The sequence below is a fragment of the Verrucomicrobium sp. BvORR034 genome, assembly GCF_000739635.1.
Lineage (GTDB): Bacteria > Verrucomicrobiota > Verrucomicrobiia > Verrucomicrobiales > Verrucomicrobiaceae > Verrucomicrobium.
This window is the reverse complement of the sequence record NZ_BATQ01000166.1, coordinates 22219-35201: the sequence shown is the minus strand read 5'-3', so window position 1 is coordinate 35201 and position 12983 is coordinate 22219. Positions and strand designations below refer to the sequence as shown.

The window sequence follows — 12983 nt, the reverse complement described above, 5'->3', positions numbered from 1 at the left end:
GCGCCAAATTTGAAGAAGCTGGTCATCACAACCTGCAGTCGGCTCACAGCGTATGCGGAGCTTCTCAGTCACCCAAACCTTGAGCTGGCGATCATCAATGGACATCGTGTCAGGGGCTGACAAACGATGGAATTGTTTTGCGGTGCCCCGACATCTGTGGTTGAGATGGACCGACCGCTTTAGAGCGATGCATACCCCGTAAACTATGAAGAAGATCCTATTGCAGATTTACTTTCTGATCGTGGCGGGAGCGCTTCAGGCTCAGGAAGAAAAGCGCACGGTAGACTTAAAGTTTGACTGGCCCAATGGGCTATCTCTAAATGTTGATCGGGTTTTCGAGCGCAACACATCCATAGGCAACAAAAACGAGCATTTAACCTCGCGCTCCCAGTATACTTGGCGATTGGAGAGAATTGGAGAAACCTGTCATGTCAGGTTCAATGACTATCGGGAGATCACCAAGGAAGATGCACCCAAGTTCAAGGATCCGTTGGTGCAGCTTGAATATATCTCCAGGCAGGTAGAGCCGATTTTGCCCGACATTGTATTGAATTCCAATGCGCAACCTATTGGATTGGAGAACCTGGAGTTTGTGAAAGCCCATGTCGCAAAGGAAATCGGAGCGATTCGCGGGTCACAAGATCCGATGTTTCAGCAGTTCGTGAAGATCTTGACCAATGAACAGACGCTGCAAGTTCGCGCTCTTGAGGATTGGAACCGAATGGTTCAAGTGTGGAGCGGCAATGTCGGGGCGGAGCTGGGCGGATCCTCAGTGCAATCAGGCCCGACCGGCCACACGGCTGGCACACCCGTTGAGAATCTGTTTGTCTACCGGGTGGACGCGGGGCCAAAGCCCGGCACGGTGAAGCTGACCGTTGTGCAAAAGCCGAAAAAGGAGGAGATCAAGAAGGTGCTGGATGGAATGCTAGGCGCCGATGTGACCGAGATTTTGCAACTGCAAGCCGGGGATGAATTGGTGGTCGAGAACCGCTTCACAACGATCTGTGATCCTTCCAATTTGATTCCAGAAACTTACGAGAAAGTCAAAATCTGGGGTGCATACATTGGTGCTGATCGGACATTTCGAGGGAGAAAGGATACTTGGACGCACACCTTTGTAAGGGCCCAAAGCAAGTAACGTGAGGCTCGTTGCCGATGGTGAGCCTTCACAAGTGGGCAGGGTGTGGTTGCTACCGCGGAGATGCGAGTTGGCCCGCGCGCGTGGTGGGCGGGCTCTTTGGAGAGACGCAGTTGGCCTGGTTGCGCATCTCCACTATGGCGGTAGATCCTGGGTGGCGCTCGCAGGGCATTGGGGCCGCGCTGCTCGCCGAGGCGGAAAGGCTGGCGGTCGCGCGGGGCTGCAAGTATGTCTACGTGGACACGATGGAATACCACGCACCTCGCTTCTATCGCACACACGGCTTCAGTATGGTCGGTCAAATCCCCGACTGGGATTCGCGTGGTCACACCAAGCTTTACCTCTCGAAAAGGCTGATGGAAACTACCGGACCCATCTGACTGGGCGCCCAAGACTGCATCATGAAAACCAAGACTGAGAACGCGGACTTAAGTGGCTCTGAATTCGTCAACACCAACCTGAGTGCCGCGCAGTTCTCTGATGTGAGCCTCGCGGGTGCCGAGTTCACGGATGTGAATCTCTCGGGCGCACGTTTCGAGGACGTGGCCCTGACGCACACCATCATTCGCAATGCCAACTGCTCTCACCTGACCATTGAAGATGCGTGCTATGAGGGGATGCTGATTGACGGCATTCTCGTCACCGAGTTGCTTCGCGTCTATCGGAGTTCAGCCGATGGCTCTATCGCTGAATCCGACAAGAGCTGATGACGATTCTCTATGTCGAAAATCACGACGTTTTTGCGGCGAACGTCATTCGCCTGTTCCTTGCGCAGCATGCGGTCACCGTCGTGCCGAGCATCGCCGGGGCGCTGGAAGTGCGAACTACGGAGGCTTTCGATTTGATGCTGGTGGACTTTGATCTCGATGACGGCAAAGGAGATGCGCTTGTCAGGGAGGTCCGGGCGTCGGGGGACCAGATCGTCATCGTGGCCGTTTCCTCCCATGATGAAGGCAACGCTGCCTTGGTCCGTGCAGGCGCATCCGCCATTTGTGGTAAGATGGAGTTTAGTCAGATTGAGCAGGTCATTCAAAGGGTGTGTGGGTGAGAGTTTTCGGAATGGCTTGCTCGCCTCCTCGCGAATCGCGGGCAATATGCGATTGCCAATCGAGAGTGATATCCCAAGTCGTGGAGCTTGTACTCTCCGGTGCTGGGGCAGGCGTTGACAGGGGGCGCTTCATTGCGCATGGTGGTTCTCTGATGAAACCCGCATTCAAATGGATGATGATCATCGGTGGCCTGCTCACGTTGGGAGGGCCGGTGTTTGGGATGTTGGCAACGGTGATGGGAATGACTCGGAGCTTCGAGGTCCTGGGATCCAGCGGGGTCGGTGATCCTGAACAGCTGAGTGCAGGCATTGGCCAATCCCTGGTCTCAACCGCGGTGGGAATGGTGTTGGCATTCGTTGGCGTGGTATTGTTTTTCTCGGGACTGATTGGATGTTTGGTGGAGAGGAAGCGCTTGAAATCGCAGCCTGCCGGTGAAGTGCCTGCTTCATGAAGACCTGCTCTCTGCATGCGAATTTATCCTTGCGCGGGGCCTGCTGCCATCAAGGAGAAGGTCAACATGACCACCCCTAGGCATGAGGTGTGCACGGCGGATGGTTTGGTGAAGTGGGCGCTTGATGCGGGATACTTTTCTCAGGGCACCCCTTCAGAGGTCTTTACCTACACCGTGCTGCCTGGGCATCACTTGTTCATCGCGGACCGGCATTCTGAGCACATCGCCTGTGCCAGAGGCTCGCCCGTGGAATGTGCGGGTGAAATTGCCTTTCGCAGGTCCAAGAGGGGCATGGTGGTCGAAGAGGCATCCAATCTCTCAACCGGATACTGTCCTGAATCGAGTGCATGGGTTGCTCTCGATCTCGCCCTAAAAGCAGCAGGATTCCCGGGTGTTCAGGGATTCACTGCTGCGTTCGAATTCCGCTACTGCCAACGATGCCTCCAGACCTGCGTCATCAAGGATGAGGTCTATGAATGCCCGGCATGTCTGCAACCGCTTCCCGCTGAGTGGAACTATACGGCGGGGGCGCTCTCTTGACGTCGTTGCTGGGTGTGGTCCTATTCTGGCCCCCGCCTCCTTCATATGTCCTCAAGCCCTCCCCAGCCAGATTGTCCCCGCATCAAGTACGTACACAGCTTTGAGGAGCTCGTTTCGACCAAGTTCGCGGACGGCGTCAATGCGCTCTGCTGGGCGAGAACGCTGCCGGGTGACTTCGATGAGATTGTGGCCCAGTTTGACGTGAAGGAAGGAAGGCTCGCACTGGATGAAGCCACCCTCAGCGGCTTGACGTTGAGTCTAGCCGGGCAGGCTGCCCGGGAGGTCCTGCTCGCAGATCGCAAGGCGCTGGCGGACCATGGTCTCTCACCCGTGCTGGATTGCATTCACGGCTATCCACGGGATGAGGAGGGCGGCCCGGTGATCACGGATGTGTACTCCTTCCACGTCGACAGCGCACCAGTGGAGGCGGATACCTATCTATGCAGTTACAACCACACCGCCTCGGAAGGGCTGCTCAATGAAGAGGCCGTGCGCAAGGTGGACGTGCCGGAGATCCGCGCGGAACTGCTGGAACTGTATGGGGGCGAGGATGACGAGGAATTTGAGGAGTTCCTCAGCGACAACTGTTTCAACCTTCACTACGCACCCTTGCCAGAGGCCCAACCTTACTTCTTCGGCATAGGCAACCTGTGGCGCATCGCCATTGCCCATCCGGAAAGCCTGGTGCCGCCTTGCATTCATCGTGCGCCGGTGATCGAGCCGGGGCAGCCGGCGCGGCTGCTGCTTATTAGTTGAGGTCCATGGGGAGGGGGAATTTCGTTGTGGATCTCCTTGGAGCAATCCTTTAGGGTGAAGACCACCCCAAAAAAATCCCCCTATGTTCATTGCCCACCTTCCCGCGGGTTATCTCGGCGCATGCCTGCTAATCCGGAGGACGGCTCAAGCGCGCCGCCGTCTCTTGTTCGCCCCCTTCGTGCTCGGCAGCATCTTTCCAGATGCCGACATGCTCTATTTCTACCTTATCGATCGAGGGCGGCATCTTCATCACGATTACTGGACACACCTGCCTGTCTTTTGGCTGGCGGCTCTGGGTGCAACTTTGCTCCTGGCGTTGATCCTGCGCAGCCGGGCCCTGGCTCTGGCTGCCGCCTCATTTGTCGGTGGCGTCTTCCTCCATCTGCTGCTCGACACGCCCTTTGCAGGGATTCGCTGGCTTTACCCTCTGTCAGACCATTCGTTCTTCCTTGTCACTGTACCCGCCACTCGCAGCTGGTGGGTGTGGAGCTTCGTGTTTCATTGGACGTTCTTGTTTGAGATCGTGATCTGCATCGCGGCGCTGGCCGTGTTCCTTATGCGTCGGCGACGAGCTTGAGCCGCCTCCGTTCAAGAAGGGGGCACGGGATATTGAGAGATCTGGCGAATGCGAAAGTGCCCCTGGCATTTCAACCTCCCATGGAAGGCGTGCGGCAGGCTGAACGCTGTCAGAGCATTGACGGCAGGTGAGCATTCCGGGAGAATGGGCAGACACACTGCTCCCATGGCGATGGTTTCAGATTGGCTGCCTCCTGCTGTAGTCGGCGTCACATTTCTCACGGTGGCGCTGCTCAAGGTCCATGGCTTTCGCCGGGGCGTGGTGGGAGGTGGAGGGAAACCGGCTATGTGCCGCCTGCTGGGTCGTTGCCCCTCCTGGAGTCGAGGGGGAACAACGCCTTGATGATCCTTTTCTTTGGGATCGCCGTGCTCAATCTGATCCAGGCAGCACGTGCGTTGATGGGCCGATAGGCCCTCGCCTTTTTCCATCCGGCTGACGGTGCGAGAGAGTTGCAACTCACCGAGCCAGCGATAGTGTAGACGCGCTTGTCCGACCCGAATTGTCTCGAGCCATGCCCCTCATCACCAGTTCTTATCATGAGATCCGGGCCAGGATGTTGCCCGGCGATGTGGTTGCCTTCTCCGGCAAGAATAATTTTTCGGATGTGATCAAATGGGCGACTGGGGCGACCGTCTCCCATGTGGGCATCGTGTGCAGCGTGGAGACTGGGTCAGGGGATGTGGCGGTGCACATCATGGAGTCCACGTTTCTGCACCGCGACCACACCACCGGGAAAAGCTCTGGTGGCGTCTTGCGGAACCGGCTTTGTCACCACATCGAGAGCTATGAGGGGCACATTTGGTGGCTGCCTCTGAGTGCCGATGCTCGTGAGAGACTGGATCTTGAGCAGTTGGCCCGATTTCTCATGGCTCACCAGGGCAAAGGGTATGACGTGGCTCAGGCGGTGTGCTCCGCGCTGGATGCCCTGGATGACACACCGATGCTGGGGGCCGCGACCCGCAACGAGGAGGATTTTGCCCGATTCTTTTGCTCGGAACTTGCGGCAGCCGCCCTCGAGGCGGGGGGAGTGATTGGCAAGATCAACGCCTCCGAGGTGACGCCGATTGATCTCTGCAGCTTCAGTCTCTTTGCGGAGGAGTACCACTTGCTGAAGGGCGGATCGGGATCTGTGGAGATTGAGGGGTTCAACTCGCGATGCCCTGAGCGGTTTGGCGAATTGGTGTGACCCACAAAACGGGTGCATAGGCGTGCTGATGGCCCAGGGGGGAGGGGGAATTTCCTGAATCGCCTGAATTTCCACCTGTGCGGAAACGTTGCAGAGGGATGCCCTCAAGAATGTCGTTATCGCCCCTGGCTCTGATCCTTCTTTGGCTGGTGACAGGAATCGCTGCCCCCAGAGCCTCCGTCGCTGCCAGCAGTCCGAACATCGTCATGGTGCTCATTGATGACATGGGCTGGGGGGACTTTTCCTGTTTTGGCAACAAGGAGGCTCAGACTCCAAACATTGATCGGTTGGCCGTGGAGGGGATCCGGTTTGCCCAGTTCTATGTGAACTCGCCCATCTGCTCACCTTCGCGCTGCGCTCTCACCACGGGGCAGTATCCCCAGCGCTGGGGGATCACTTCGTTTCTGGAGAATCGTGAATCCAATGCGCGGCGGGGCATGGTGAATTGGCTGGATGTGCAGGCTCCCACTTTGGCGAAGGCTCTGAAGGCCAGGGGATACGCTACGGGTCACTTCGGCAAATGGCATCTGGGCGGTCAGCGGGATGTGGATGATGCGCCGCCCATCACGGCCTACGGGTTCGATGAGTCGCTCACCAATTTTGAAGGCATGGGACCCAAGCTTTTGCCGCTGACGCTCAAGCCCGGAGACACTGAGCCGGGGAAGATCTGGGCCAATGCCGAGCGACTCGGGGGACCGGTGACCTGGATACAACGGTCAAAGATCACCGGCGGGTTTGTGGAGGCTGCGATCCATTTCATGGACAAGTCAGCCCAGGCAGGAAAGCCGTTCTACGTCAATTTGTGGCCGGACGATGTGCACAGCCCTTTCTGGCCGCCGGTGGAAAAGTGGCGGGAGGGGAAGCGAGGCCTTTATCTGGCGGTGCTGGAGGAAATGGATCGCCAGTTGGGGCGCCTGTTTGACCATCTGCGGGACACGCCCGCGTTGCGAGATAACACCATTGTGCTGGTGTGTTCGGACAATGGCCCCGAGCCGGGGGCGGGTTCGGCGGGGTTGTTTCGAGGCACCAAGGCCACGCTGTATGAAGGCGGGGTGCGATCGCCCCTCGTTGTGTGGGCACCCGGCCTCATGGAATCGGGGAAGGCGGCGAGCCGCAATGAACGCTCTGTCTTTGCCGCCATGGACATCGCGCCGTCATTGCTGGCGCTGGCCGGCGCGGATGCCGGTCCGGTGGGTTTCGATGGCGAGAATCTGGCTCCCGTGTTGCTTGGGAAGAGTGAGGCCTCCCGCAAGGCCCCTGTTTTCTGGTCCCGTCCGCCTGATCGCAAAACGATGGGGCCCAAAAACAAAGAGCCTCTCCCGGACCTCGCCATGCGGGAAGGTTCCTGGAAATTGCTTTGTGACTATGATGGCTCTGCAGTGCAGCTGTACGATCTCACCAGAGACTTCGGAGAAACGAAAAATCTCGCAACAAGCGAACCCGAGGTAGTGCAACGGCTAAAGACGGCACTACTGGCATGGCATAAGGAAATGACGGAAGCGCGTCGGCAGCAATGACGGATGTTCCACATCAGGGGCGGGGAGCTCATTGCCGGATGGAGCAGGGCTGCTGGACAGGCCGGTCTTTTTGACCTAAAGGGTTGCATGATCAGAAGCGCTTTTTGCCTGCCCCTGCTGTTCTTTCAGATGTTGTTGTCTCCATTGGTTTTGGCAGCGGAGCCATCTCTGGCGATCCCTGGCACGCCCAAAGGGGATCTCCCCACCGAGTTGCTTCAGTCCAGGATGTACGCCAGGGGCATTGAGTGGAAGCTCAACAAGCTGGAGAAGGCGTTTCCAAGTCTGGCTGTAGAGGTGTATGCGGCACGAGCTTCATGGCTTTCGTCACCCTTCGCCAGTGGATGCGATGCGATCGAAGCCGACATCATCAACAAAGCCCCCGAGCAAGGGAAAGCCGTACTTGCCCAGTTGGACGCGGCAAGCTGGAAGGAGCTGGCCAAGTATGATGATATCGCAACCGTCAAAACGGCCCGGGAATTCCTGAAGCTGGTGGACAGCCGGGCCAAGGGGGCGATCGAAGTTGACCTGGTTCGCGGGAATCTCCTCTGGAACCACCCTGCCTATGCAAAGTCACCTGAGAAGGAGTTCTCTGACGGCTTCACTCGGCGGATTCAGCATACGGCCAATAGTGGGATGGAAGTGACTTTTGAAGTGCCCATGAGCTGGAAGGCGGAAGCGTCGCCGAAGAAGGAACTGGTTGGCTTCCGCAACGGCTACGGGCATGGAAATGTCTGGATGACTGTGCTGATCAATCCCACGGTGGATGAGAACGGGGTGCCGGTGAGAGCGGATGAATTGCATGCCAGGTACACCGAGGACATGCTGAGGCAGAGCTACGAAGTCCTTGGGATCGAGCTCACTTCCTTTCTCAAGACCAAGGTGAACGGCATGCCTGCATTCATGTTCACGCGCAGGCAGCCTTATGAGCAACTGGGTGAGAAAGCTTTGCGTGCGGCTGAAGTCATTCGCGTGTTCCGGGGCAGGCATATGATCAACTTTCAGATCAACACTTTTGGGCCGGGGGAGGGAACGGTGGGGGAAGTTCGGATCAAGAAGTACCAGGCTCTCTTCAAGATGATTGGCGGATCGCTTCGAGTACAGGACTAGCTGGAGTGCTCAGAGGTGCGGGAGCTGCCCCTGGCGGGCCTATGCAGGAAGTCACCGAATGTGATAGTCTTGGCCCCGCGCTGAAACACCCTGGCTGTTCCGTGTGTAGTCGCGGCATGGCAATTGATCTTCCCAGCACTTCCCGGCCGACATCGCTCAACTCCCGCCGCCGTTTCTTGCAAACTGCCGCGAGCGCCGTCGCGGCCCCCTTTATCCTCCCCAGCGGCTCCTACTCGAAGCCGCTCAACTCCATGCTGCAGGTGGCCAACATCGGTGTGGATGGCATGGGTTTCGCCGACCTCAAGAACATCGGCAACCATCCCAAGGCCAAGCTGGTGGCCTTTTGCGACATCGATAGCAACCGTTTTGAAAAGGCCGACAAGGAGTATCCCGGCGTGCCTCACTACGTGGATTACATGCAGATGCTGGAGCAGCTGGGGGACAAGGTGGATGCCGTTTCCGTCTCCACACCAGATCACGCGCACGCACGGGCCTCAATCGAGGCCATGAAGCGCGGCAAGCACGTGTACTGCCAGAAGCCGCTCGCGCACACCGTGTGGGAGTGCCGCCAGATGCGCCTCTGGGCGGAGAAGACCGGGGTGGTGACCCAGATGGGAAACCAGATTCACTCCAACCTCGAGTACCGGCTGGCAGTGCGCCTCCTGCGCGAAGGGGCAATCGGCAAGGTGAAGGAGATTCACAGCTGGGTAGGGGTGGATGGCCGCGAGCGGACCGACTACCTTGATCGCCCTGCGAAGGAAAAGGAAACCGCCCCTCCGCCCAATGTGGATTGGAATCTCTGGCTGGGTGCCGCTCCTGAGCGTCCTTATGTGGCGGATGCCTACCACCCGTTTGTGTGGCGCGACTGGCAGGTCTTCGGTTCCGGTGCGCTGGGCGATTTTGGCTGCCACATCTTCGACCCACTGTTCACCGCCCTGGAGCTCACGGCGCCAGTGTCCGTCCGCGCGGAGCACGAGGGCATTAACGGTGAGATCTGGCCTGGGCCGGAGCGGGTGCACTACGTGTTCCCTGGCACCAAGTTCACGGCAGAAAACACCGTCAAGATCACCTGGTACGATGGCAAGCTGCAGCCGCCCAAGGAGCTCGCCCAGATGCCGGAGACCCTCAATCTGCCCAAGGCGGGTTCCCTCGTGATTGGAGAGCAGGGGAATGCGATCATTCCCCACGTGGCCGGTCCCAGGCTCTACCCGTTGGAAAAGTTCCAAAGCTTTGCCTATCCCAGAGATGTCACAGGGACGCCACACTGGCATGTCTGGATCAATCACATCTTTGAAGGGACCAAGACTGACGGAGGCTTCCACTACGCCGGCCCGCTCGCGGAAGCGGTGCAGCTGGGCAATGTGGCAGCTCGTTTCCCAGGTGAGACCTTGGAGTGGGACACCGCGGCAATGAAGATCGCTGGGAAACCCGCCGCGGAGGCCTTCTTGAGCAAAACCTACCGCAAAGGCTTCGAAGTGACTCCCGTTTGATCGAGAGGCCACCTGAGCGCTGGCGACCACCCTGCGGGGATGGTCGTCCAACCCCTTCAAATTCAACGAATTGAGGGAAAGTGACGCTGGTGACACCAAAAAAGCTCAAAATCGGCAAAAATAATTTCAAATTTTTTTGACAGGGCGGCTCGATCAACTAACTTGCGATCCACTTTTTTCGGGTCGGCGAGTGATGATTTCCTCTGCGTGAAGACGCAAGGCAGGCATTCTGGTCCCCCTCAAAGGTGGCACATCCACGGTTAATGGTGCGCTCGTGTAGCTCAGTGGTAGAGCACGTCCTTGGTAAGGACGAGGTCGCGGGTTCAATCCCCGCCACGAGCTCCATCGACCCTTGGATTTGATTTTCAGTTCCCCAAACCAAACGCGCATACTACAACACCCAAACCCATGGCTAAAGAAGCATTCCAGAGGAACAAGCCCCACGTCAACATTGGCACCATCGGCCACGTTGACCATGGCAAAACGACGCTGACCGCTGCGATCACGACCACGCTGTCGGAGAAGGGGTATGCGCAGGCGAAGAAGTATGATGAAATTGACGCGGCTCCTGAAGAAAAAGAGCGCGGCATCACCATCAACACCGCTCACGTCGAATACGAAACCGACAAGCGTCACTATGCCCACGTGGACTGCCCCGGGCACGCTGACTATGTGAAGAACATGATCACCGGTGCTGCTCAGATGGACGGCGCCATCCTCGTGGTGTCCTCCGCAGACGGCCCGATGCCTCAGACCCGTGAGCACATCCTTCTTGCCCGTCAGGTGGGTGTTCCTGCAGTTGTCGTGTTCATGAACAAAGTGGACATGGTGGACGACGCAGAACTCCTCGACCTCGTTGAGATGGAAGTTCGCGACCTCCTCAGCAAGTACAACTTCCCCGGCGACGACATTCCGATCGTTAAGGGTTCCGCTCTCAAGGCTCTTGAAGGCGACGCCGAGCAGAAGGCCAACATCTACAAGCTCATGGACGCTGTGGATAGCTACATCCCGCTTCCCGAGCGCCCGATCGACCAGGACTTCCTCATGCCTGTGGAAGACGTGTTCGCGATCGAAGGTCGTGGAACCGTGGTGACCGGCCGTGTTGAGCGTGGCATCATCAAGAAGATGGGTGAAGTCGAAATCGTCGGCATCAAAGACACCGTCAAGACCACCGTTACGGACATCGAAATGTTCCGCAAGCTGCTCGACGAAGGTCGCGCCGGTGACAACGTCGGTCTCCTTCTTCGTGGTGTGAAGAAAACGGATGTGGAGCGCGGCCAGGTGATCGCGAAGCCCGGTTCCGTGAAGCCCCACCGCAAGTTCAAGGCTGAAGTTTACGTCCTTTCCAAGGATGAAGGTGGCCGTCACACGCCCTTCTTCACCAACTACCGTCCTCAGTTCTACTTCCGTACGACCGACGTGACCGGCATGGTCAAGCTCCCCGATGGCGTGGAGATGGTGATGCCTGGTGACAACGTGTCCGTCGAAATCGAACTGATCACCCCGATCGCCATGGAAAAGACGATGCGCTTCGCTATCCGCGAAGGTGGTCGTACCGTGGGTGCCGGTCGTGTGGCTGACATTCTCGACTGATTTTGTTGATTGCCGTTTGGGTGGCAGCCGCCGCGAGGCTTGCAAAAGTCTCACGGCGGCATTGTCGCCAAAAGGCATCACAACACTTGCAGTTTCTAATTTGTGCTGTAATACAAAGACTGTTCGTCAAGATAAACACGCCAGTAGCTCAATTGGTAGAGTAGTGGTCTCCAAAACCATTGGTTGTGGGTTCAAGTCCTACCTGGCGTGCCATCTTACCTGACAGTCTTTTTTGCCTGACGAACAACATGAGCCGAGTGTCACGCTATCTTTCCGAAGTCTGGGGCGAAATGAAAAAGGCCACGTGGCCGTGGGATCCCAAGGAGAAGGGCTTCGCCCGTTACAAGGAGCTGACCGATGCCACGACTGTGGTCTTTGTTGCCATGTTGATCTTTGCTGGCTTCACGGGCGCTTTTGACTTCGTGATGCGCATGTTCTTCAAGGCGGCGACGATCCTCTGATCTGCCAGTCCTGTCTGTTTAGTCCCGTCCGGCTTCTCTTTTACTTTTCCATCATGCCCGCGATCCCCGCTCCTCACGACCAGTGGTATGTCCTTCACGTCCGCGCCGGGCTCGAGCAGCGCGTGCGTGAAAATATGGAGCGCCGCATCCAGTCAGAGGAAATGGGGGACCTCGTTTTCGAAGTGGTGGTTCCCACCGAGCGCGTCTCTGAAGTTAAAAAGGGCAAGCGCAGCGAATCCACCCGCAAAGTGTTCCCGGGTTACATCCTCGCCAACATGTGGCTGCTGGATGAGAACAACAAGCCCGTGGTGAAGACCTGGCACTTTGTTAAAGAAACCGACGGTTTCCTGAACTTTGCCGGCACCAAGGATCACCCGATTCCCCTTCGTCCGAAAGAGGTCGAAGTCCTGCTCGCCCAGGTGCGCGAGCGTGAGGAAGGCGTAAAGCCGAAGTTTATGTTCTCCGTGGGAGACACGGTCCGCGTGGCGGACGGTCCCTTCGAGAGCCAGACCGGCATCATCGAAGAAATTGATCCGGAGAAGGGCCTGCTGCGTGTCTCCGTGAACATCTTCGGCCGCTCCACTCCGGTGGATCTGGAATACTGGCAGGTCGAGAAGGCCTGATTTTCCTGGTTCAGCCAAGCTCCTCCACCCCTTTCAACTCAAACCGTAGTAACAAGAACAAGCGATGGCCAAAGAAGTCGTTAAAATGATCAAGCTCCAGATTAAAGCTGGAGCTGCCAACCCCGCGCCGCCCATCGGTCCTGCCCTGGGTCAAGCCGGTGTGAACATCATGGCGTTCTGCAAGGAGTTCAACGCCGCCACCCAGAAGATGGCTGGCGACATCCTGCCGACCGTCATCTCCGTTTACAAGGACAAGAGCTTCACCTTCATCACCAAGCAGCCCCCGGCATCCATCCTTCTCAAGAAGGCTGCCAACCTGGCTTCTGGTTCCAGTGAGCCCAACAAGAAGAAGGTGGCCAAGCTCACCCAGGCTCAACTCAAAGAAGTTGCCAAGCTGAAGCTGGCTGACCTCAACACCCAAGACCTCGACGCCGCTGCCCGCATCATGGCTGGCACTGCCCGTCAGATGGGTATCGAAGTTGTCGGTTAATTTTC

The 12983-nt window shown here is 57.6% G+C and carries 14 protein-coding genes and 2 tRNA genes; all 16 read left to right on the top strand.

Annotated elements, in window-relative coordinates; all coding sequences use genetic code 11:
* The first annotated feature begins 205 nt into the window (after positions 1 to 205).
* On the top strand, positions 206 to 1138 hold the full coding sequence (locus BV034_RS28805) for a hypothetical protein (protein WP_050030402.1): 933 nt from the start codon (positions 206 to 208) through the stop codon (positions 1136 to 1138).
* A 401-nt stretch (positions 1139 to 1539) separates the two neighbouring features.
* The gene (locus BV034_RS28795) at positions 1540 to 1845 is read left to right on the top strand and encodes a pentapeptide repeat-containing protein (protein ID WP_050030400.1); all 306 of its coding nucleotides are present in this window, start codon (positions 1540 to 1542) and stop codon (positions 1843 to 1845) included.
* A complete protein-coding gene (locus tag BV034_RS28790; protein ID WP_050030399.1) occupies positions 1845 to 2186 on the top strand; it encodes a response regulator in 342 nt (113 codons plus the stop codon). The genes BV034_RS28795 and BV034_RS28790 overlap by 1 nt, the downstream gene beginning before the upstream one ends.
* A gap of 467 nt (positions 2187 to 2653) precedes the next feature.
* Positions 2654 to 3178 (top strand): hypothetical protein, encoded by a 525-nt coding sequence (locus BV034_RS28780; protein WP_050030397.1) that lies wholly within the window; start codon positions 2654 to 2656, stop codon positions 3176 to 3178.
* Positions 3179 to 3223: 45 nt separating this feature from the next.
* A complete protein-coding gene (locus tag BV034_RS28775) occupies positions 3224 to 3934 on the top strand; it encodes a hypothetical protein (protein WP_050030396.1) in 711 nt (236 codons plus the stop codon).
* A gap of 82 nt (positions 3935 to 4016) precedes the next feature.
* The gene (locus BV034_RS28770) at positions 4017 to 4511 is read left to right on the top strand and encodes a metal-dependent hydrolase (protein ID WP_050030395.1); all 495 of its coding nucleotides are present in this window, start codon (positions 4017 to 4019) and stop codon (positions 4509 to 4511) included.
* A gap of 511 nt (positions 4512 to 5022) precedes the next feature.
* Positions 5023 to 5697: a hypothetical protein gene (locus BV034_RS28765; protein ID WP_050030394.1), complete on the top strand. Its 675-nt coding sequence runs from the start codon at positions 5023 to 5025 to the stop codon at positions 5695 to 5697.
* 110 nt (positions 5698 to 5807) lie between these two features.
* Entirely contained in the window at positions 5808 to 7214 is a 1407-nt protein-coding gene (locus tag BV034_RS28760) for a sulfatase-like hydrolase/transferase (protein WP_050030393.1), read from the top strand.
* An 87-nt stretch (positions 7215 to 7301) separates the two neighbouring features.
* Positions 7302 to 8321: a hypothetical protein gene (locus tag BV034_RS28755; protein WP_050030392.1), complete on the top strand. Its 1020-nt coding sequence runs from the start codon at positions 7302 to 7304 to the stop codon at positions 8319 to 8321.
* 116 nt (positions 8322 to 8437) lie between these two features.
* Entirely contained in the window at positions 8438 to 9811 is a 1374-nt protein-coding gene (locus tag BV034_RS28750) for a Gfo/Idh/MocA family oxidoreductase (protein ID WP_050030391.1), read from the top strand.
* A gap of 270 nt (positions 9812 to 10081) precedes the next feature.
* Positions 10082 to 10156, top strand: a tRNA-Thr gene (locus BV034_RS28745).
* Positions 10157 to 10219: 63 nt separating this feature from the next.
* On the top strand, positions 10220 to 11404 hold the full coding sequence (gene tuf / locus BV034_RS28740) for an elongation factor Tu (RefSeq protein WP_050030390.1): 1185 nt from the start codon (positions 10220 to 10222) through the stop codon (positions 11402 to 11404).
* 137 nt (positions 11405 to 11541) lie between these two features.
* A tRNA-Trp gene (locus BV034_RS28735) sits at positions 11542 to 11617 on the top strand.
* Between the two features lie 35 nt (positions 11618 to 11652).
* Entirely contained in the window at positions 11653 to 11865 is a 213-nt protein-coding gene (locus BV034_RS28730; protein WP_038172755.1) for a preprotein translocase subunit SecE, read from the top strand.
* Between the two features lie 53 nt (positions 11866 to 11918).
* Positions 11919 to 12488, top strand: a complete 570-nt coding sequence (gene nusG, locus BV034_RS28725) for a transcription termination/antitermination protein NusG (protein WP_050030389.1) — start codon at positions 11919 to 11921, stop codon at positions 12486 to 12488.
* Between the two features lie 64 nt (positions 12489 to 12552).
* A complete protein-coding gene (gene rplK, locus BV034_RS28720) occupies positions 12553 to 12978 on the top strand; it encodes a 50S ribosomal protein L11 (RefSeq protein ID WP_009964686.1) in 426 nt (141 codons plus the stop codon).
* Positions 12979 to 12983 lie beyond the last annotated feature (5 nt).